This window comes from Cupriavidus sp. SW-Y-13, assembly GCF_009793345.1.
In the GTDB taxonomy this organism is placed as follows: Bacteria; Pseudomonadota; Gammaproteobacteria; order Burkholderiales; family Burkholderiaceae; genus Cupriavidus.
The window spans coordinates 102,462-122,720 of record NZ_WHLX01000002.1; the positions used below are offsets into that span (position 1 = coordinate 102,462).

A 20,259-nucleotide genomic window follows, 5' to 3' on the forward strand; every position below is an offset into this window, starting at 1 on the left:
GTCCAGATGGTCAGGGTATGCCGAATCGGAGCCTCAGCGGACAATTTCCGGAGTTGGCCAGCGTGCCGGTATCGAGTTGTCCCGTTGCTGCATTGAATGCATAGCGCCAGATCTGACCATCCCGGAATCCGATGATGTAGAGGTACTTTCCAGATGGATCGAAGACGGGGCCAGTAGGATTCCTGCCCGTGGCAACATCCGGACCCAGAGAGGACAAGGCGCCCGTTTGCTGATCGATTCGATATGCCGAGATCGAGTCGCTTGAGTGATTCGCGACATAGGCGAACCGCCCGGAGGGATCGATGGCAAGGGAATCCGGCTGCCAGCCCGTTGGGACAGGAGCGCCGATCTGCGTCAGTTTCCCTGTGGTGCGGTCGATGGCAAATGCGGTCAGGGTCTGATTGTTGTTCGTGACGTAGAGGTACTTGTCGTTCGGATGCTTGGCAATGTCCGTTGCCAGGGGGAGGGCCGACGGTACCGCATCGGCTATCACGGTCGGCATCTTCGTCGCATCATCGATCGCGTATGCGGAAAGGGGCGTCGCGAGGTTGTTGTGAAGGCCGTAGGCAAACTTGCCGATGGAGTCCAATACGATGTCCTTGGGGTATGCCGGACTCGCAACAGGCGCATCGATTGCCGTGAAGGCGCCGGAAGATGCATCGATCGAGAACACCGACAAGGTGCTCGCGGTGAGATTTGGCACATATGCAATGCCGCCGGCCGGATGGAACGTCATGGTGACAGGTGCGGCCTGGTTGGTGGCGACCGGCGTGCCGAAGGCGGTTAGCGCGCCCGTTGCCGCATCGATCGCATACCCGTGAATCGTGCCGTCCCCGTAGTTCGGCACATAGCCGAACTTTCCGCCAGGGGCAATGGCGAGGTATTCCGGAAAGTCCCCGGCTGGAACGGAGACAGCGTTGTTCAGCGCGCCCGTTGCCGGGTCCACGCCGAATGTGACGATGCTGTTGGTGCAGAGATTGCTCACATAGGCACTGCGCGCTGTCGGGGTGGTGCAGATGACGGCGATGTCTCCAATGTCCGCACCGCTCACCACGCCGCTTCCCGCGTTGACGATGCAGCGTTGTGCCGGAATCCCGGGCCGCAATACCTTGATGCTGTAGGACGCGCCGGAGAGCAGTGGCGTCGGGAACGTGAAGTTGCCATTGGCATCGACAGTCAGCAGATCGCCAGCGTTGTTTTGCAGGATGAGTCCGTTGCCACTCAATCCGCCGAGCGTCCCGCCGATCCGGAATGCATCGGCGCACACCACCTTCACGCTCGCGATCTCGGCATCGCTGACGACACCGGACCCGGCATCGACGGTGCAGAGCTGTGTGGGTGTTTCCGGATGGGTCTTCACGGCGACGCGGTACGACGCACCGGCCTCCAGCCGCGCCGGGAACGAAAAGCTTCCGTTGGACGATACCGCGACGCTGCTGTCGTCATTCAACAGCAGTACCAGGCTCTTGCCCGTCAGTCCGCTGACCGTTCCGCCGACGGCATGCGCGGTTGGTGTCGAAGGTGCAGGCGGTGGTGCTACGGCTCCGGGAGGTGTCACGGACGCGGGCGACTCGGCGTCTGGTGAATCGCCGCCGCAACCGGCCAATGAGAGTGCCGATGCCAGCAAAGCTGTCTGCAAGATCCCGAATAGTCCAATACGTGTTGTGGTTCGCCCTGTCATCTGCCGCCCATCCCCGTTCCATCGTCATGTGGTCTGCCAGCCCATGCATCGACGCGGCCGACATCTTTGGCGTGCAAAGTACCAGAACGAACGGATTCCGGATGTCCCCAGAACGTGTGACAACGTTTTCTCCCCTCTCCCGCTGCGCGGGAGATCGACGAAGCCAGACGACTGGTAGCATGTGCAAGGTGTTGCGCCGTGCCCATGCTGGTTCATATCGTCCGTCTGGAGAGCGAAATCGAATGCGAATCTGCCTGTCGATGATCGTCAAGAACGAGGCCGCCGTGATCGAGCGTTGTCTGCGCACGGTGCGCCCGCATATCCGCGCATGCCCCTCCATGTCAATCGACCCATGAAGACACCCGCTCTCTCCCTCGCCGTATTGCTAGTTGCCGTCGTAGTCGTCGCAGGATGCTCGGACCGCAACACGTCCTCTCAGAAGACTGCGGACAACACGCCAATGACAGCCAGTGCACCGCGCACTGACGAATGGCTCGGAAAGTGGACCGGCCCGGAAGGCACGTTCCTCGAACTGGCCGGCGGCCATGGCAAGTACGACGTCACCGTGCAGAACCTGGATGGTCCGCGCAAGTTCGAGGGCCGGTATGCCGACGGCGGTATCGAGTTCGAGCGTGACGGGACCAGGGAGGTCATTCGCGCGACCAATGGCGCCGAGACCGGCATGAAATGGCTCGCCGACAAGAAGAACTGTTTGACGGTTCGCACCGGTGAAGGCTACTGCAGGGACTGAGTACGCCAAGCCATCGCGTGTAGATTCTTCACGCGGCTTCGGCTTGCATCAGGGCGCTGACATGCGCCGCCGTACTGGTGGCCAATGCGTCCAGGCTATACCCCCCTTCGAGGATCGACACGATGCGGCCATCGCACGTCTTGTCCGCGATCTGCATCAATTCCCTGGTGATCCACTCAAAGTCGCCGTCCTCGAGGTTCATGCCTGCGAGGGGATCCAGGCGATGCGCGTCGAATCCCGTGGAGAGAATCAGGATTTCGGGAGCGAACGCCGTTAGCGCGGGCAATACGTGGGCGGAAATGGCTTCACGGAATTGCCTGGAATCGCAGCCGCGAGGCAACGGAACGTTGACGATATTGTGGTTCACACCCGTTTCGGACCGCGCACCCGTACCGGGATAGAAAGGCGACTGGTGGCTGGACGCATAGAACAGCTCCGGACGGTCGAAGAATGCATTCTGGGTTCCATTGCCATGATGCACATCGAAATCGACCACGGCGACGCGTTCGAGTTTGTGGACTTCATACGCATAGGCTGCCGCGATGGCCGCCTGGTTGAAAATGCAGAAGCCCATCGCCTTCGCCGGTTCGGCGTGGTGGCCGCACGGCCGCGTTGCGCAAAACACGTTGCGCGCCTGGCCGTCCATCACCGCATCCACGCCCGCACACGCCGCGCCGACGCAACGCATCACGGCTTCCCATGAACCCGGCGACATGACGGTATCGCCCGCGTCGAGTGGCACGTATCCATGAGCGGGAATGCTTTGCTCGATCTCTTCGATGTAGTCTGCCTCGTGGATCATCCGTAACTGCTCGACGGTGCCCATCGGCGCATCGCGCCACGCCAGCGAAGCGAAGTCCGGTGTTTGCAGCGCACTGACGACGGCGCGCAGACGTTCGGGAGACTCCGGATGATGCGGACCAGGGCGGTGTTCCAGACACGCCGCGTGGGTATAGATGATCGTAGCTGTCATGTTCGGCTGTCCTCGGTTCAACCGGCAACTTCTCTACATCACATATCAACAAGCGCCGCGGACCATCACGGCGCTACGGTGGTATGTAATATATCAAAACATTCCTGGAGTGTCGCCGGCGAGGGAGCCATCGAGCGGCTTGTGGCGCATCGGGTAAACGATAGGTTGGTGGCGGTCCGGGATCGAGGGCATCGGCCGGCAAGTCGGCCTTCCTTTACCGCCCCCGCGCCGCTATCAAGATAATCACCAGCGCCGCAGCAATCCACGCAGTGCCTGCCAACTGCCACCCCGAGAGCGATTCATGCAGCAGGAGCATGCCGGCCAGCAGGCCGACCACGGGCACCAGCAATCCGAACGGTGCAACCTGGTTGGCGGGATGGCGTTTGAGCAGGCCGGTCCACAGGCCGTACGCCATCACCGTGGCGAACCACCCCAGATAGGCCGCACCGGCCCAGGCGCTGATCGATGCGTCCATCCATTGGTGCTGCGCGCCGGCACCATCGACCAGCCATGTAAGCAGCAGGAACGGCAGCACCGGTGCCAGGCTCGACCAGACCACGAACTGGATGGGGTTGTAGTCGGGATAGTGGCGCTGCAGATGGCGCGCAAGAATGTTCGATGCCCCCCACATGCCCGCTGCGCCGATGGTCAGCAGCAGTCCCGCCAGCGTGACATCGGCGCTTGTGCCACGACCGGCAATGACTTCGATGCCGAAGCAGGCGAGTCCCGCCAGCGCGAAGATCAGGCCGCCGAGCATGGGGCGGCTCAGTCTTTCTCCAAGGAAGGCGAATGCCATCAACGCGGTGAAGAAGACTTGCGTCTGCATCAGCACCGAGGCGAGTCCGGCGGTCATGCCGAGCCGCAATGCCATGAACAGCAAGCCGAACTGCCCGAGTCCCTGCAGCAGGCCGTACGCCGCCACCCATCGCAAAGGCAGCGCAGGGCGGCGAATCATCAGCAATAGCGGCATCGCGGCAAATGCGTAGCGGGCGGCGCCAAGTTGCATGGGCGTGAACTCGCGCAGTGCCAGTTTCATCGCCACGAAATTGAGACCCCAGATCACCACGACCGTCACGGCGGCGGCGAGGTCGGCCATGGACATCGCCGAGGTCGTGGAGGCGGTCGATCTTGCTGCAGTGGTCCGGTTCATTGCGCGGGCCGGTCCTTGCGATAGGCATTCTTCACGGCGATCTTGCCGTCGCGAAACGTGAAGACGTCGACCATGCGCGCCTCGATGCGCTTGCCGTCGCTGGCGCGCGTGCCCCGGAACGTGGACTCCGTGACGCCACGATCATCAGCAACGAAATGAACCGGGTCGCGCCAGCTCGCATCGGGGCAGGTTGCCCACGCCAGTGCGAAGCCTGCCTGCACGGCTTCGCGGCCGATGAAGCTGCGTCCGAGCAGGGCATCGCCAGCCACCGCGTGAAAGGTGCAGTCATCGGTCATGCATGCCATCAGCGCGTGGATGTCGTGGCGGTTCCAGGCGGCGGAGAAGGTATCGAGCAGGGCGAGGTAGTGAGTACTGGTATCGAGGGGCATGGTGTAACCGGTTTGCGTAGAGGAAGAATGCACGGTTGACATCGTATGGGGGCACCCAGCGTGGGCATGGGTCCAGATGCGCCATGGCGTGCGACCAGATGCCTGCGTGGATCCATCGGTGGGGAGGTCTGGCTCCATCGTGTGCCGATCGCCCGGTGCAACATGTCTTGGCCAAAGATCAGCCCATGCTTACAGCAGGAGTACGCCGCCATGTCCTTGCAAGATCCCGTGGTCGACGCCACGGCTCCCCTCGCGCCCTATGACCCCCGGTACGATCCGCTCGTCGCCCGTACACCGGGGCGCGGCACCGAGTACGCGCCAACGTATTGGGTGGATACCGCTGGCGCGCCGCCGCCGGACGATGGCCCCGTGCAGGGCGATATCGATGCCGATGTCGTGATCGTGGGCGCCGGCTTCACCGGACTTTCGACAGCCCTGTTCCTGGCACGAGAACATGGCATTCGTGCCGTGGTGCTCGAAGCGAACCGCACCGCGTGGGGATGCACCAGTCGCAACGGCGGGCAGGGGCAGAACGCGAGCGGACGGCTGTACCGTTCGCAGTGGATCGAGCGTTGGGGGAAATCCACCGCGTTGCGGCTCGATGCCGAGATTCGCGAAGGCTTCGAAACGTTTCGTAGTCTCGTGGAGGAAATTCCCGAATGCGAGCCGCAACCGGGCGGCCACCTCTACATCGCGCATCGCGAGCACAAGCTCGACTTCCTGCGCAACGAGACCCGCGTGATGCGCGATGTGTTCGGATACGACGCCCGCATGCTGAGCGCACAGGAAGTGCGCGAGCAGTATGTGGGCGATGTCGAATGCTTCGGCGCGCAGCACGAGCCCGATGGTATCGGCGTGCATCCGCTCAGGCTCGCTCACGGCTATCATCGGCGCGCCCGTGCGCTGGGCGCGAAGATCCATACGGCCAGTCCTGTGACGGGCTTCGCGGCGCGCGACGGCGTGTATCACCTGCAGACACCGGGCGGCGTGGTCCGCGCACGTGCCGTGGGGTTTGCCACGGGCGGCTATACGAGCTTTGGCCTGCATCCCAGTCTGGATGCCAAGGTGATGCCGATCCTGTCCAACTCGCTCGTGACGCGCCCACTGACCGACGCCGAGATCGAGGCCACGGGATTCCGCACGCATCAGGTCATCACCGATACGCGCACATTGCGCTACTACTACCGCCTGCTGCCGGATCGCCGCATCCAGATCGGCAGCCGTAGCGCCATTACCGGTGCCGATGCGCCCAATCCGCGCCATATGGCGGTGCTGGTGGATGGCCTGCATCGGAAATTCCCCGCGCTGAAGGGGATCGACGTGGACTACTCGTGGTGGGGGTGGGTCGATGTCAGCCACGACATGATGCCGCGCGTGGCGCAGCCCGATACGCACGAAAGCGTGTTCTACGCGCTGGGCTATGGCGGCAACGGCGTATCGTTCTCCGCGCACGCAGGGCGCCGGCTGGCGGAACGCATCGCGGGCAAGCGCGGCGCGGATCTGGATCTGCCGATCTATCGCTCGGCACTCGACTACCCCTTCCTGTTCAATAACATCGGCCTGCCGCAGTCGCGCTGGTTTGCCCCGGTACGTCGTCTTGGGCAGCAGGTGCTGTATCACTGGTATCACGCACGCGACGAGCGGCGGTGAAAGCGACGGTGAACGAAAATGTGGCCCGGAAATTCCGGGCCATTCTCATTTCGGGTCAGGGGGCCGCGCGATAGACCGACTTCCCTTCCACAAAGGTCTCCAGCACCTGGATATCCTTGATCGTATCGGCCGCAACGGTAGTGGGATTGGCCGAGAGAATCACCATGTCGGCGTACTTGCCGGCTTCCAGCGAGCCGCGCTCCTTTTCCTCGAAGTTCTGCCACGCCGAGTTGATCGTGGTGGCGCGCAGTGCGTGGCTGGCGGAGACGCGCTGTTCGGCACCAATGACAGCGCCGCTGGTCGATACGCGATTCACGGCCGACCAGATCAGACGTAGCGGGTCCATCGGCACGACCGGCGTATCCGTGTGGAGGGTGTAGCGCATGCCGCGGTCCTCGGCGGAGTGGGTGGGGCTGATGCGCTGCGCGCGTTCGGGGCCCAGGAAGATATCGCGATGACGGTCACCCCAGTAGTAGGTGTGCAGCACGAAGAACGATGGCATGACGCCCTGCGTCTTCATGTCGTCGAGTTCGGACTCGGTCGCCATCTGCGAGTGGATGATGATGGGGCGCGCATCGCTGCGCGGATAGGCTTCCTGCGCCTTGCGGAACGCGTAGAGGATGTCGGCGATGCCTTCATCGCCGTTGCCATGAATCAGCGACTGCTTGCCGGCCTTGTAGACCGCTGTCACGCGCGCGGCGAGCGTGTCGCGGTCGTAGCGCGGGGATCCGCGATACGCGGCATCGCCGTGATACGGCGTGTGATAGGCGTGTGACAGGTAGCCGGTGTAGCCCTGGATGGACCCATCCGCAAAATCCTTGATGCCACCGATGCGCACCTTCTTGCTGGTGAGCTTGACCGCGTCGGACTTCTCCATTTCTTCCAACGTGGGCCATGCCACCACGCGAATGGAGAGGTTGCCACTCAGCGCGCCACCTTCGAGCGCCTGGATGGCTCCCGCCGACGATGCCCCGTCGTTGGCCGTGGTCACGCCGTGCGCGGCGTAGTTGCCGGAGGCGTAGCGGATGGCCTGCATCGTCTGCGCAGCGGTCTTGGCCGGCACCTTCACCTGCATCATGTTGGAAGCCGATTCTTCGAGCACGCCAGTGGGCTTGCCCGACGAGTCGCGCCGGATCACACCACCTGCCGGGTCCGGCGTGCTGGCGTCGATGCCTGCTGCAGCGAGCGCGGCGGAGTTGGCCACGGAGAGATGGCCGGAGATATGGCTGATGAAGATCGGGCGCGTGGCAGACACCTTGTCCAGGTCTTCGCGCGTCGGATGGCGCTGCTCGGCCAGCAAGGTGTCGTCGTAGCCGGACCCGGTGATCCAGCTTGCGGCATCGGCTTCGGCCAGCTTCGCGCGCAGGCGAGCAAGAATGGTGTCGATGCTGTCCACGGTGCCAAGCGGCGGGCTGTTGAGATCGACATCGAACTGCCCCGTCAGCCCCGAGTACAGAAAGTGACTGTGCCCATCGTAGAAGCCCGGTATCAGCGTCTTGCCTGCGAGATCCACCACCGAGGTCTGCGTGCCGATGTACGCGCGCATGGCATCTGTCGAGCCGGTCGCCAGTACCTTGCCATCGCGTACCGCAATGGCTTGTGCCTGGGTGTCGGCGGCGTCGACGGTCAGCACTTCGCCATTGCGATAGACGACATCGGCGGCGTTACCGCTCTTGTCGACGGCGGCCTTTGCATTCTCGTCGCTGCCGCAGCCGGCAAGCGCCGCGCAGAGCGCGAGGGGAATGAGCGGGAAGAAGGGGACAAGCGTAGGGCGACCCTGCAATCTCACGTTGTTCTCCTGAATCGATATCGCCTGGATTGACGAATGCGGCGATCTTAGAAGTCACAACGTGCAGCCAATGGGTCCATTCGCGCGAGGGCATGAGGCCAGCTGCGAACGGTTCGCTACGAATCGTTAGCGTGGCATGTCGCGGAACACCTGGCCCAGCAACGCGATCCCGGGTTCGATCTGCGCTTCCGCAATCGCGCCGAAGCCCAGACGGAAATACTCCGAAGGGCGATCTGCGCCAAAGAAGTGGATGTCGCCCGGCTCGATCAGCACCCCGCGCCGTGCGGCCAGCCGTTGCAGCATCCACGTGTCGGTGCCGGACGGCGCCTGCATCCAGAGCGACGAGCCGCCCGAGGTGCCGCTGAAACGGCAGTCAGGCATATGCTGCTGCACGGCAGCGGTGATGGTGCGCCATTTGCGCGCGAGCACTTCGCGATTGCGCCTTGCGTGATCGTCGCCATAGCCCATTGACAGGAACAGCGCCATCGCACGCTGGTTGTTGAGGGGAGGATGGCGATACATGAAGCGGCGTAGTGCACGCAGTTCCGCGATAAGCGGCGGGTCGGCCACCACGAAGCCCAGACGCACACCGGGCAACAGGTTCTTGGTCAGGCTTCCCAGATAGATCACACGGCCGCCGTTGTCGAAACTCTTCAGTGCAGGATGATTGCCGCCGAGGTCGTTGTGCTCGGTGTCGTAGTCGTCCTCGATGATCACCAGATCCTGGCTGCGCGCGCGTTCGAGCAATTCCATGCGGCGGTACACGGGCATGGTTGTGCCAGTGGGCGATTGATGGCTAGGCGTGCAGAACACCACGTCGCAATCATCGAGTTGCGGACCGGGCACCAATCCCTGACTGTCCACCCGCAACGGCTTGAGCTGGCATCCCGCTAGCGAAAAGATACTGCGCGCATCGACATAGCCCGGATTCTCCATGCCCATGACCATGCCGCCGTGGCCCAGCAACTGACCGAGCAGATAGAGGGAGTTCTGCGTGCCAACCGTGACAAGTACCTGCGACGGCGTGGCCTGGATGGCGCGGCGCGGCAGGATGCGCTGGATGATCTGTTCCACCAGCAGCGGATCGTCGAGCGTGACCTGATCGTCAACCCAGCGCGACATATGGGCGCGCAGCGTGGCCAGCCGGTTGCAGTTGCGCCAGCGCGCGGCGGTCATCTCGTCGTACTCGACCTGACCGTAGATGAACGGAAAGCGGAACTCGCGCCAGTTCTGCGGCTTGACGATGACCTGTTGCGTCGAGGGACGTTGCCGCAGGCGCGTGCCCCAGTCCAGGGATAGCGGCACGCCCTCGAACAGGGAATCCGGCACGGGCTTGATGCGCATGCGCAGTTGCTGGCGCACGAAAGCTTCGTTGATGAAGTAGCCACGGCGGCTGGCGGGTGTGAGGAAGCCGTCCTGCACCAGTTGCTCGTACACCAGCACCACGGTATTGCGCGAGACCTTCAGCAGCTTGCTGAGTTCGCGCGAGGAAGGCATGGGCTCCGTGGGGAGTTGTGCACCGTCCAGCAAGGCATTGAGCAGGTTCTCGCGCAGTTGCTCCTGCAGACCGCGGCCAGGTTCGAAGGGGCGCAGATACCGCTCCAGCATCGGGGACTTCCTTGTTTGGGTTGATTGGCTCGCTTCTTGCGAACCTGGCACCAGCCCAGGTCGCTTCTGGATCCAAAGCAATTTGCAAGCCAGCCCTACCATTGGTTCCGTTATCCCCATCCCATCATTTCGGAGCTAGTCATGAATCATTCCGTTGCTTCCCGCGTTCGCCGGTGCCTGCTGGCTTGTGGTGTCGCGATGTTGTCCGGTGCCGTCGCGCTGCCGGCGCTGGCGCAATCGACACCATCCGCACCCACCGTCACGATCGGCGTGCAGAGCATGTTTGGCCCGTGGAAGAAGGCCATCGCGGACAAGGAGTTCGAGAAGGCCACCGGATGGAACATCAAGTGGCGCAGCTTCGATAGTGGTGGCGATGTGATGACCGCCATGGCATCGGGCGATGTGCAGATCGGCGTGGCGGGCAGCAGTCCCGTTGCGGCGGCCGTCAGCCGGGGCGTGAAGGTGGAGGTGTTCTGGATTCTCGACAACATCAACGAGGCCGAGGCATTGGTGGTGCGCAACGGTGCGGGGATCGACAAGCCGCAGGATCTGGTGGGCAAGCGCCTGGCCGTACCGTTTGTGTCGACGACGCACTTCCATACGCTGTTCGCGCTGGAGCACTACGGCATCGCCGGCAAGGTGAAGGTCATCAACCTGCAGCCCTCTGACATGCCGGCCGCATGGTCGCGCGGTGACATCGATGCCGCGTTTGTGTGGGACCCGGCACTGGGCAAACTCAAGCGCGACGGCAAGGTGCTGCTGACGTCGGGTGACCTGACCAAGCTGGGCAAGGCCACGTTCGATGCGCTCGTGGTCAGCAAGGATTTCGCGGCAAAGAACGCCGACGGGATGAAGGCGTTCACGCGTGTGCTGGAGCAATCGACTGCAGATTATGTGAAGGCACCGAAGTCGTGGACGGCCAGCTCGCAGCAGGTGATCAAGGTGGCGAAGCAATCGGGCGCCACGCCGGAGGAAGTGCCCGGCGTGCTGGCGCTCTACCAGTTTCCGCTGGCAGCAGAGCAATCGGGCAAGGCATGGCTCGGTGGTGGCAAGGATGGTGTGGCAGCGCGCGCGCTGGCCGCGACGGCAGAGTTCCTGAAGGAACAGAAGAAGGTGCCGGCCGTGCTGCCCGACTACAGCGTCGCCATCAATCCGGCCTTTGTCGAAGCGGTTGGGACGGTCAAGTAAGCATGGCAATCACGTACACGCCGGGAGCGGCAACATGACTTTGAATCTGAACCTCCGCGATGTGTCGGTGGTGTATCCCGGCCGGACCAAGGGCCAGCAGGTCGTTGCCCTGTCCGGCGTGAACCTGCAGATTGCTGCCGGCGATTTCGTTGTGGCGCTGGGCGCGTCGGGCTGTGGCAAGACAACGCTGCTGAACCTCATGGCTGGCTTTATCCAGCCGACCCGGGGGCTGATGACGCTGGGGCACTACACCGGCACCCCACCCGTCGATGCGCAGGCCGGTGCGAGCCTGCGCGACCAGATCACCGGACCGGGCGCCGATCGGGGCGTGGTCTTCCAGAAACACGCGCTGCTGCCGTGGCTCAATGTGCTGGAGAACGTAGCGTTCGGGCTCAAGCTCAAAGGTGTCGCAAAGAAGGAGCGGGAAGAGCGGGCCATGCATTTCCTGACACTTACTGGGCTGGCGGATTTCCGGCATCACGCCGTCTATCAGTTGTCGGGCGGCATGCAGCAGCGTGTGGGCATTGCGCGTGCGCTGACCAATGATCCGCACATGCTGCTGCTGGATGAACCGCTGGGGGCGCTCGACTCCCTGACACGCGAGCGTCTGCAGGAACTCATACTCGATATCTGGCATCGCACCAGCAAGATGATGTTCTTCATCACGCACGACGTGGAAGAGGCGTTGTTCATGGGCACGCGGTTGATCATCATGTCGCCGCGGCCAGGGCGTATCAGTCATGAGATCCCGATCGATTTTGGGCGGCAGTTCCTGCGGTCGCGCAACGCGCGCGAGGTCAAGTCGAGCCCGGCATTCATCGCGCTGCGTGAGCGTGTGCTGGGCATCATTCACGGCGATGAGGAGATCGCGGCATGAACAGCATCCAATCCGTGAATCCCGCATCCAGCGAGTCTGGCATGACGGACATTCCCATGGCTGCGCCAACGCGCACGAGTCTGCTTGCACGTATGCGTCGCGCGGCCCCGGCGCGGCCAGGCGAGCAATACGGCGCGCCCGGCAATGGGTCGAGCTGGCGTATCAGTTTGCTGACGGTGATCGTGGTGCTGGCGGCGTGGACCGCTGCCACGCATTTCGGCTACATCGAACCGCTATTCCTGCCGTCACCGCAATCGGTCTGGTTGCAGTTCATCGACGTGCTGACCGAAGGGTTTGCCGATGCCACGCTGATGACGCACGTGGGATGGAGTGCGATGCGGGTCTTCGGCGCATTCGTGCTGGCCGTGCTGACCGCAGTGCCCGCTGGCGTCATGATGGGCGTGAACCGCGTGGCGCGCGGTCTGCTCGATCCGCTGGTGGAGTTCTATCGCCCGCTGCCGCCGCTGGCATACCTGCCGCTGGTGGTGATCTGGCTCGGCATTGGCGAAGTCTCGAAGATCGTACTGATCTATCTGGCGATGTTCGCGCCGCTCGCGCTCAGTGCCCGTGCGGGCGTACGCTCAGTAGCCATCGAGCAGATCCACGCCGCGTATTCGATGGGTGCCACGCGCTCGCAAGTGCTCTGGTACGTGATCGCGCCTGCGGCGTTGCCCGACATCCTCACCGGCATGCGGATCGCCATCGGATTCGGCTGGACCACGTTGGTGGCCGCAGAGATGGTGGCTGCCACGGCCGGGCTCGGCTTCATGGTGTTGAGCGCATCGAAGTTCATGGTGACCGATGTCGTCATCATGGGCATCCTCGTCATCGGCGCCATGGCTCTGTTGTTCGACGTGGTCATGCGCTGGCTCGAACGTCGACTGGTGCCGTGGAAGGGGCGCGGCTGATCGCTAGCGGGCAGCATTCTTCGCCAGGAACCTGTCCAACTGGCTGGCGAAGGTCTTGCTGTCCTGCGGCGAGAACGGCGCGGGGCCACCCGTATCGATGCCCGAGGCGCGGAGCTGGTCCAGCACGTCGCGCATCGTCAGGCGCTCCTGGATGTTCTCGCGGCTGAACCAGGTGCCGCGTGGATCGAGCACGTGCGCGCCCTTGTCGAGCGCGGCAGCGGCAAGGGGGATGTCGGCGGTGATGACGAGGTCGCCGGACTCCGCCAGTTCGACGATGCGCTGGTCTGCCACGTCGAAGCCCGCAGGCACCTGCAATGACTTGATGAAACGGGAAGGCGGCGTGCGGAGATACTGGTTCGCCACCAGCGTGACAAGGATTTCCACGCGCTGGGCGGCGCGGAACAGGATGTCCTTGATGACAACCGGGCAGGCGTCTGCGTCAACGAGAATCTGCATTGCAGAATACCGGGAGTGGGCGGGCGCCCATTCTACTGCGTGCCTGCGGGGGAAAGCCGTGCGTTTTCGACAATTTCCATCGCTGACGGGAATGCGGCACACCACGCCGAGGCTATTGTCCCTGCCAATACCAAGGAGACAATATGGACCGGCCCGACATCTACACGCGACTCACGGAACTCGGTGTGGCGCTACCCACCGCAACGTTTCCCGCAGCGGCGTACACCATGTGCACGCAAAGCGGCAAGCTCGCCTATCTGTCGGGCCATCTGGCCAAGCAGGATGGCATCGTGTGGAAGGGCCGGCTCGGTGAAACGCTGACGACGCAGGACGGACAGCTTGCCGCGCGTGCCGTGGCCATCGATCTGCTGGCCACGCTGCATGCGCAGATCAAGGATCTGAACCAGGTGCGCCGCATCGTCAAGATGACGAGTCTCGTGAACTCAACGCCTGCTTTTACCGAGCAGCATCTGGTGACCAACGGTGCATCGGAATTCTTCGCCGAGGTGTTTGGCGAGAGCGGCAAGCATGCGCGGAGCGCGTTCGGCGTGACACAGCTTCCGCTCGATGCCTGCCTCGAAATCGAACTGATTGCCGAACTGAACTGACACCGGAGCGTGATCGTGAACGAACTCTGGCGTCTATCGGCAACCGAACTGGCATCGCTGGTTCGCAATCGCGAGGTGTCCGCGCGCGAGGCTGCTGCCTCGGCGCTCGAACGCCTCGACGCGGTGAATCCATTGATCAACGCCGTGGTCGCGCATCGTCCGGAATGGGTGATGGCGCAGGCGGACGATATCGACAAGGCGTTGGCGCGCGGCGAAGACCCCGGCCCGCTGGCTGGTGTGCCCGTCACCACCAAGATCAACACTGACCATGCGGGATATGCCACGACCAACGGCACGCGCCTGCAAGAGGGCGTGGTGGCCAAGGCCAGCAGTCCGGCCGTCGATAACCTCGCGCGTGCCGGTGCCATCCTGCTGGGGCGCAGTAATTCGCCGACGTTTGCGCTGCGCTGGTTCACGAGCAACCTTGTCCACGGCAAGACGCTCAATCCGCGCAATGCGGCACTGACGCCTGGCGGTTCGAGCGGCGGCGGTGCAGCGGCGGTGACAGCCGGCATCGGCTGCATCGGACTGGGCACCGATATCGGCGGCTCGATCCGCTATCCCGCGTATGCATGCGGCATCCATGGCTTGCGCCCCTCGTTCGGTCGAGTTCCGGCTTTCAATGCTGCGCTGCCCGAGCGTCCTATCGGCGCGCAGTTGATGTCCGCAACGGGTCCGATGGCACGGACCGTGGCGGATCTCGAAGTCGCCTTGGCGGCGATGTCGGCGCCCGATGTCCGTGATCCATGGTGGGTGCCTGCACCGCTGAATGGTCCCGACGTGCCGCTGCGCGCTGCCATCTGTTTGCGTCCGGGTGGCATGACGATCTCGCCGGAAGTGGAAGCTGCGCTGCGCGATGCGGGGCGCAGGCTGGTCGATGCGGGATGGATCGTGGAAGAAATCGACGATACCCCGCTGATCCGCGACGCTGCCGAAGTGCAGGAGCGCCTGTGGTTGGGCGATGGTTTCGCGGCGTTTGCCGACGCGGTAGCGCGTGATGGCGATCCCGGTGCTGCCGCCGTGGTGGAGCAAGTGCGCGCCAAGGTCAGTGCGATGCCTGCCGATGTGGTGAACAGTTCGCTGGTGCGGCGCACGACGCTGACGCGGCAGTGGCGTCTGTTCCTCGCGAAGTATCCGGTGTTGCTGCTTCCCGTGTCGGGCGAACTACCGTTCCCCGATGGACTGGACTTGCAGGGTGCGGCAGGTTTCGCGCGGGTATGGGAAGCGCAACTGACCATGCGCGCGCTGCCGGCGATGGGATTGCCGGGACTTGTGGTGTCCACGAACCTGATCGACTCCGTACCGGTTGGCGTGCAGATCGTGGCGAGCCATTTCCGCGAAGATCTGTGCCTGCTGGCGGGCAAGGCCATCGAGGCGCGCGGCACGCCGCCTGCGCCGATCGATCCAGGCGCAGCAGGCATTCACGCTTCGCTGCGATAGTTGCGGGGGGCTTCGCCCAGCATCCGCTTGAACATGGCCGAGAACGCGCTGGGGCTGGCAAAGCCCAGCTCGTCGGCAATGCGGTTGATGGGGGTGTCCGCCTCCAGCATGGTGAGTGCCTGCGCGAGGCGGACCTGCTGCACCCAATGCCGATACGTCATGCCTGTCTCCTTGATAAAGAGACGAATCAGGGTGCGGCTGCTGGCGCCGACCACCTCCGACCATTGTTCGATGGTGCGCTGATCGCCCGGCGACGCGAGAATGGTTTCGCAGATCGCGATCAGTCGCCGGTCTCCCGGCCACGGGATTTCAATCGGCAGTGTCTGTGACGTCGCGAGCTTGTGGAGGATCAGCGTCACGATGCTCCGGTTGCGCGCATCGTCGGGATAGAGCATCGGCTGCTCGACCAGCGCGAGGATCAGTTCGCGCAGCAGCGCATCCACTTCCACCACCTTCACGCGATCTCCGAATTGGCGCGCCTTCTTCTGGTCGATGTAGATCGTACGGATCTGCGTCGCGGTAAGCATCGCCTGATCGTGGACGATTCCCGCCGGAATCCACAGACACCGCTGCGGCGGAATGAACCAGATGCCGTTTGCGCTGGCCACGCGCATCAACCCCTTGCTCGCGTAGAGCAACTGTCCGCGCGGATGGCTGTGCGGGGCGTTGTAGCTGCCTGCCTTTTTCTCGCTCGCGAAAGCCGTAATGACGCGGGGGACTTCCTGATAGTCGTGATAGTTGTCGCTCCGGCCGGTCACGGCGGGTTTGTCACTTTGGCGACGAATTCTGGCATTCATGCGTTTCTTGTCATCGTGGGGCGCGCCTACCATTTCATCACGGAACGCATGCGTTCATCGGATGAAATTTTCGGGAGAGGCCAGTGTTAGCGGAAATCGGACAGGACAGGCGGGAATTGAAATCGAAAACGCTCAAGGTGTTGGCGGGCGTGGGGCTGTTCATCATGGCATTGGCGCTGCGGCCCGGCATCGTGTCGATCGGCCCGCTCGTGCATGCCATTCAGACGGAATTTGGAATGAAGCATGCAGAAGCCGCGCTGCTGACCGCCATTCCCGATATTTGCATGGGCGTCTTCGCGATCTTCGTGCCGGCACTGGGGCGCCGCTTCGGCAGTGATCGTGTGGTGTTGTTCTCGCTGGTGTTGCTCGGTGTGGCGCTCGTGCTGCGCGCATTGGCCGGATCGCCTGCCAGCCTGTTGCTGGCGACATTGCTGGTCGGCATCGGCGTCGCGATTTCAGGGCCGTTGATCGGCGGCTGGATCAAGAGCCATTTCTCGGGCGAGGCGGCGCTTTTCATGGGGATCTACGCGGCGGGGCTGGGTGTCGGTGCCACGCTGGCCGCAGTGGGTAGCGAGTCCATTGCATTGGCCGGTGGCGGATGGCGGCTGGGTGCCGGTATCTGGGCTGTCGTTTGCGTGCTGGCGATTGTGAGCTGGAAGCGGCTGACGTCCACGTATCCCTCGAAGCCGCATGCATCGCATGTGAGTGCTGCGCCGGCCCGTTCACCGTTGCGATCCGGTCGTGCATGGCTGATTGCGGTGTACTTCGGCGTCGGCCAGTTCATCTGCTACGCGTGCTTTGCGTGGGTGGGTGAGAGCAGCCGCGAGTTGCAGATCAACGCGCTGAGTTCCGGTGTCAACCTGGGCTTGTTCGCCGCGATGATCGCGCTCAGCAGTTTCCTGGCAGGCATCGTGACAAGCGGGTCGCTGGATCGTCGGGGCTGGCTGGCATGGTCCGCAATCCTGTCGATCGGTGGCGCGGCGGTACTGTGGCTGTCGCCGGGCACGCTGGGTGCGATGCCGGTGCTCGCCATCGCGGCAGGGCAGGGGGTGTGCTTCGCGTTGGCCATGACGCTGCCGCTGGACAACACCACGTCGCATCATGAAGCCAGCCAGTGGACGGCGTTCATGCTGTTCGTCGGATACCTCGTTGCCGCGTTGGGACCGTTCGTGTTCGGCTTCCTGCGCGATGTGACTGGCGCCTATCGCACACCGTATGGGCTGCTTGTGGCCGCATCGGTTGTGCTGCTGGTGCTGACGCCATGGCTCAAGCCGCGTCTGCGGGAAGCACAGGCAGTGGCATGACGGGAGGCATCACGGGAGATCGCAAGGGCAATTGCAGCGTGAACCATGTGCCGGTGGCGTCGGGTTGCCAGGACACTTCCGCATGAAGTGCCTGCGCCCGGCGCTGCATGCTGGCGAGTCCCCGGCCACGGTGTGCGGCGGGGACGTGGGCGGGATCGAACGGTGTGCCGTTGTCATGCACGCGCACGGTCACTGACTGTGCGTCGTGTCGCGTCTGCACGCGAATGGCGGTGGCGTGGCTGTGCTTGAGCAGGTTGGTGAACACCTCCTGCAAGATGCGGAGGATGTGCAGCGCGCTCTGCGCATCGATCCATTGCAGTGCGGGAATGTCGCCCACCTCCCACGCCAGCGAGATACCGGCCGATTCCAGTCGCGGTCCCAGCCGATAGCGCAACGTTGCCAGCAGCAGCAACAGGTCCGTCGAAACGGGTTCGAGCGAGTCGATGGTCAGCTTCAGGTCGTCGATGCATTCGCGGAGAATCTGCGCGATGTCATCGGCGCGCGCCGTGCCACCCGGATCGCGCTCGACCACGCGCAACGCGCTGATCAGCGATGATCCCAGGCCATCGTGCATGTCCTGCAGCAGGCGTTGCCGTTCGCGCGTGAGGGTGTCGCGACGCTCCACCTCGCGCAGCTGCCGGTGGCTTTCCAGAAGCTCCGCTTCGCGCTGTGCGAGACGAAGCGAAAGATTGGCGTTGGCCTGCGCGACATCGTCGAGCGCACTGACGTAGCGCCGGTACATCAGGTACATGAACAGCAGAAGCTGCACGCATCCCAGGTAGGCCAGCAGGTAGATGCTCTCGATATCGACGCGATAGTTCTGCAGCAGGATGTCGTGCAAGGCGATGGGTGTACTCATCGCGTTCCAGATCGAAAACACCAGCGCTTCCTGCGATCTGGCGCGCCACGCTGCGCGCAGTGCGGCCACCGAGACGACGAGGTTTAGCGCTACCAGCAGCAGTTGCGACAGCGGATAGAGAAAGACGAGGTGCGTGAGCCACGACAGCGGCAATGTGCTCGTGCCGAGGAAGATGACCGTGCAGAACAACACGGCCTCGAAGCGCCGGTAGCGCAGCCCGAGGTAGCGAAAGACAAAGATGTAGCAGGTCAGGATCAGCCAGGCGATGCTGTTGAACGCGAGCCAGCTGAACCACTCCTCCGGGACGGGCAGCGGGTCCGGTCCGACGAGGTACTGCAGCGTATGAAGGAAGTAGGCGCTCGCGGCCAGAAAGCACAGCAGGTAGCGCGATTCGTGGCGACGCCTGAGCCAGACCAGCAAGGAAAAGATGCCCACGGCCAGCAGGCCGCCACTGGACAAGTATGGGAACTGCGTCTGCAGGAAGCTGCGTATCGCGTAGCGCCAGAACAGTTCGCCGCGCGTGCCGATGCGCACCGTCGACATCGCCGCACCCACCTGTCCGACCACATCGATGCGGATGACGAGATCCTTCGGCGCATGGCCGAGTGCAATCCACAGCGGATAGTTATAGCCGTTCCACACCGGGCCGCCGCGCGACTGCCAGAGCTGCTGGCCATCCGCGTAGACGGTCAGGCGCCCCACGGTCTGCCAGCGCGGCGCGTAGAGGTAGAGCGGTTCATTGGTACGCGCGGATGCGCGCGCGGCCGGCAGGTCGAGCTTCAGCCATACGGTTTCGATCTGGCCTGCGCTGACGTCGTCGGGCGCGACATGGCGCGGTATCACCAGCGGCAATGACGTGGCTTCCCAATCTTCGCGTACGTCGGGAAGGGCAAGCTGCGGAGACAGCCTGTCGAGCGTGCCGTCGGGTGTGACAAGCACCTGTCCGGTGATCACATGCCATGGCAGGGATTCGGCGGCAGCGTCATGCAACAGACTGACGACACCCAGCACCATGGCGACGATCCACCGTCCCCAGCCCAGCGGCAAGGCGCGCTCAGACATCGCGCAGCAATCCGTGCTGGCGCGCCACGTTGATGGCTTCTACTTTGGAATGCACGTCGAGCTTGACGTAGATGCGGCGCACATACGTGAGCAAGGTGTGCCGCGATACCCCCATGCGCTGCGCGATTTCATCGTGCGAGAAGCCACGCGTGATATCGCCCAGCACTTCGTATTCCCTTGGCGACAGTTCGGTGGGTTTGGGGCCCGTGGGTGTCTGCGGCGCGTCGGCCGCGGGCGCCTGCAATCGCGTCAGCACCTGCCGTGCGATCAGCGGACTGATCGGACTGCCGCCGTCATGGAGCGAGCGCAACTCGCTGACGATATGCGCGGCGGAGCTGTCCTTGAGCAGGTAGCCGGTGGCGCCCGCCGCAATGGACCGCATGACGTGGCTCTCGTCGCCAAAGACGGTTGCCACCATGACATTGCATGCCGGCCACGCGGTGCGTACGGCGCGAATGGCATCGATGCCCGATCCATCGGGCAGTCCGAGGTCCACGACAAGAATGTCTGCGGCAGTCAATTGCCGCAGCAGCGCGAGCCCATCGTCCAAAGTTGCCGCCGTGCCTGCGCTGCACATGTCGGGCGCGCTTTCCAGTGCTTCGAGAAAAGCGGCCGTAAAACGGGAATCGTCTTCGATCAGTGCAACGCGGATTGGCAGGGAGGGGGCAGTGGACACGGCGGGTGTAGGTGCGGAGCGAGCGAATCGACGCACGACAAGCAGCGGCTCGTGCTACCGCTATACCCCCTCCGAAGTGGGGCATGGTAAATG

General features: G+C 63.5%; 18 protein-coding genes. 8 read left to right on the plus strand and 10 right to left on the minus strand.

Annotation, left to right across the window (positions count from 1 at the left end; translation table 11 throughout):
* Window positions 1–10 precede the first annotated feature (10 nt).
* Window positions 11–1,558, minus strand: a complete 1,548-nt coding sequence (locus tag GA566_RS16440; RefSeq protein WP_160473386.1) for a beta-propeller fold lactonase family protein — start codon at window positions 1,556–1,558, stop codon at window positions 11–13.
* Between the two features lie 583 nt (window positions 1,559–2,141).
* On the opposite strand from GA566_RS16440, the gene GA566_RS16445 reads away from it, so the two are divergent.
* A complete protein-coding gene (locus tag GA566_RS16445) occupies window positions 2,142–2,432 on the plus strand; it encodes a hypothetical protein (protein WP_237380426.1) in 291 nt (96 codons plus the stop codon).
* Between the two features lie 28 nt (window positions 2,433–2,460).
* On the opposite strand, the gene GA566_RS16450 is transcribed toward GA566_RS16445, so the two are convergent.
* From GA566_RS16450 to GA566_RS16460, 3 genes are all read right to left on the minus strand, one after another.
* Window positions 2,461–3,405, minus strand: a complete 945-nt coding sequence (locus GA566_RS16450) for a histone deacetylase family protein (RefSeq protein WP_160473387.1) — start codon at window positions 3,403–3,405, stop codon at window positions 2,461–2,463.
* Window positions 3,406–3,619: 214 nt separating this feature from the next.
* A complete protein-coding gene (locus GA566_RS16455; protein WP_370459316.1) occupies window positions 3,620–4,501 on the minus strand; it encodes an EamA family transporter in 882 nt (293 codons plus the stop codon).
* Window positions 4,502–4,551: 50 nt separating this feature from the next.
* Window positions 4,552–4,944: a nuclear transport factor 2 family protein gene (locus GA566_RS16460; RefSeq protein WP_137927111.1), complete on the minus strand. Its 393-nt coding sequence runs from the start codon at window positions 4,942–4,944 to the stop codon at window positions 4,552–4,554.
* A gap of 210 nt (window positions 4,945–5,154) precedes the next feature.
* Between GA566_RS16460 and GA566_RS16465 the strand changes: the two genes are divergently transcribed.
* Entirely contained in the window at window positions 5,155–6,594 is a 1,440-nt protein-coding gene (locus GA566_RS16465; protein WP_160473388.1) for an FAD-binding oxidoreductase, read from the plus strand.
* A gap of 55 nt (window positions 6,595–6,649) precedes the next feature.
* Here the strand turns inward: GA566_RS16465 and GA566_RS16470 are convergent, their stop codons facing one another.
* Together GA566_RS16470 and GA566_RS16475 are read right to left on the minus strand one after the other, a co-directional pair.
* A complete protein-coding gene (locus GA566_RS16470) occupies window positions 6,650–8,383 on the minus strand; it encodes an amidohydrolase (protein WP_202126819.1) in 1,734 nt (577 codons plus the stop codon).
* Between the two features lie 126 nt (window positions 8,384–8,509).
* Window positions 8,510–9,991: a PLP-dependent aminotransferase family protein gene (locus tag GA566_RS16475; RefSeq protein ID WP_160473389.1), complete on the minus strand. Its 1,482-nt coding sequence runs from the start codon at window positions 9,989–9,991 to the stop codon at window positions 8,510–8,512.
* 141 nt (window positions 9,992–10,132) lie between these two features.
* Here GA566_RS16475 and tauA point away from each other — a divergent pair, with 141 nt between their 5' ends.
* Genes tauA through GA566_RS16490 form a run of 3 tightly spaced genes read left to right on the plus strand, consistent with a single transcriptional unit; the run spans window position 10,133 to window position 12,964 of the window.
* Window positions 10,133–11,179, plus strand: a complete 1,047-nt coding sequence (gene tauA / locus GA566_RS16480; protein WP_160473390.1) for a taurine ABC transporter substrate-binding protein — start codon at window positions 10,133–10,135, stop codon at window positions 11,177–11,179.
* Window positions 11,180–11,213: 34 nt separating this feature from the next.
* Window positions 11,214–12,056: a taurine ABC transporter ATP-binding protein gene (locus GA566_RS16485; protein ID WP_160473391.1), complete on the plus strand. Its 843-nt coding sequence runs from the start codon at window positions 11,214–11,216 to the stop codon at window positions 12,054–12,056.
* A gap of 56 nt (window positions 12,057–12,112) precedes the next feature.
* Window positions 12,113–12,964, plus strand: a complete 852-nt coding sequence (locus GA566_RS16490) for an ABC transporter permease subunit (protein ID WP_370459360.1) — start codon at window positions 12,113–12,115, stop codon at window positions 12,962–12,964.
* Between the two features lie 3 nt (window positions 12,965–12,967).
* On the opposite strand, the gene GA566_RS16495 is transcribed toward GA566_RS16490, so the two are convergent.
* A complete protein-coding gene (locus GA566_RS16495) occupies window positions 12,968–13,420 on the minus strand; it encodes a YaiI/YqxD family protein (protein ID WP_137927104.1) in 453 nt (150 codons plus the stop codon).
* A 143-nt stretch (window positions 13,421–13,563) separates the two neighbouring features.
* On the opposite strand from GA566_RS16495, the gene GA566_RS16500 reads away from it, so the two are divergent.
* Window positions 13,564–14,028 carry a RidA family protein gene (locus GA566_RS16500; protein ID WP_137927103.1) on the plus strand — a complete coding sequence of 155 codons (465 nt, stop codon included), beginning with the start codon at window positions 13,564–13,566 and terminating at the stop codon, window positions 14,026–14,028.
* 15 nt (window positions 14,029–14,043) lie between these two features.
* Window positions 14,044–15,468 carry an amidase family protein gene (locus GA566_RS16505; protein WP_137927102.1) on the plus strand — a complete coding sequence of 475 codons (1,425 nt, stop codon included), beginning with the start codon at window positions 14,044–14,046 and terminating at the stop codon, window positions 15,466–15,468.
* Here the strand turns inward: GA566_RS16505 and GA566_RS16510 are convergent.
* Window positions 15,450–16,265, minus strand: a complete 816-nt coding sequence (locus GA566_RS16510) for a helix-turn-helix domain-containing protein (protein ID WP_160473392.1) — start codon at window positions 16,263–16,265, stop codon at window positions 15,450–15,452. The genes GA566_RS16505 and GA566_RS16510 overlap by 19 nt on opposite strands.
* A gap of 116 nt (window positions 16,266–16,381) precedes the next feature.
* On the opposite strand from GA566_RS16510, the gene GA566_RS16515 reads away from it, so the two are divergent.
* Window positions 16,382–17,569, plus strand: a complete 1,188-nt coding sequence (locus GA566_RS16515; protein ID WP_202126820.1) for a CynX/NimT family MFS transporter — start codon at window positions 16,382–16,384, stop codon at window positions 17,567–17,569.
* Here GA566_RS16515 and GA566_RS16520 read toward each other — a convergent pair.
* Window positions 17,532–19,490, minus strand: coding sequence for an ATP-binding protein (locus GA566_RS16520; RefSeq protein ID WP_160473393.1), 1,959 nt, complete (start codon window positions 19,488–19,490; stop codon window positions 17,532–17,534). The two genes, GA566_RS16515 and GA566_RS16520, sit on opposite strands and share 38 nt — an antisense overlap.
* Window positions 19,483–20,166 (minus strand): response regulator, encoded by a 684-nt coding sequence (locus tag GA566_RS16525; RefSeq protein ID WP_370459317.1) that lies wholly within the window; start codon window positions 20,164–20,166, stop codon window positions 19,483–19,485. Before GA566_RS16525 ends, GA566_RS16520 begins: the two co-directional genes overlap by 8 nt.
* Window positions 20,167–20,259: the final 93 nt, after the last annotated feature.

What these genes read in the sequence shown, in the direction of transcription:
- GA566_RS16445 (WP_237380426.1), top strand. Translation starts at nt 2,142, where the DNA reads ATGACAGCCAGTGCACCGCGCACTGACGAATGGCTCGGAAAGTGGACC.
- GA566_RS16450 (WP_160473387.1), bottom strand. Translation starts at nt 3,405, where the DNA reads ATGACAGCTACGATCATCTATACCCACGCGGCGTGTCTGGAACACCGC.
- GA566_RS16455 (WP_370459316.1), bottom strand. Translation starts at nt 4,501, where the DNA reads ATGGCCGACCTCGCCGCCGCCGTGACGGTCGTGGTGATCTGGGGTCTC.
- GA566_RS16460 (WP_137927111.1), bottom strand. Translation starts at nt 4,944, where the DNA reads ATGCCCCTCGATACCAGTACTCACTACCTCGCCCTGCTCGATACCTTC.
- GA566_RS16465 (WP_160473388.1), top strand. Translation starts at nt 5,155, where the DNA reads ATGTCCTTGCAAGATCCCGTGGTCGACGCCACGGCTCCCCTCGCGCCC.
- GA566_RS16475 (WP_160473389.1), bottom strand. Translation starts at nt 9,991, where the DNA reads ATGCTGGAGCGGTATCTGCGCCCCTTCGAACCTGGCCGCGGTCTGCAG.
- tauA (WP_160473390.1), top strand. Translation starts at nt 10,133, where the DNA reads ATGAATCATTCCGTTGCTTCCCGCGTTCGCCGGTGCCTGCTGGCTTGT.
- GA566_RS16485 (WP_160473391.1), top strand. Translation starts at nt 11,214, where the DNA reads ATGACTTTGAATCTGAACCTCCGCGATGTGTCGGTGGTGTATCCCGGC.
- GA566_RS16490 (WP_370459360.1), top strand. Translation starts at nt 12,113, where the DNA reads ATGGCTGCGCCAACGCGCACGAGTCTGCTTGCACGTATGCGTCGCGCG.
- GA566_RS16495 (WP_137927104.1), bottom strand. Translation starts at nt 13,420, where the DNA reads ATGCAGATTCTCGTTGACGCAGACGCCTGCCCGGTTGTCATCAAGGAC.
- GA566_RS16500 (WP_137927103.1), top strand. Translation starts at nt 13,564, where the DNA reads ATGGACCGGCCCGACATCTACACGCGACTCACGGAACTCGGTGTGGCG.
- GA566_RS16510 (WP_160473392.1), bottom strand. Translation starts at nt 16,265, where the DNA reads ATGAATGCCAGAATTCGTCGCCAAAGTGACAAACCCGCCGTGACCGGC.
- GA566_RS16520 (WP_160473393.1), bottom strand. Translation starts at nt 19,490, where the DNA reads ATGTCTGAGCGCGCCTTGCCGCTGGGCTGGGGACGGTGGATCGTCGCC.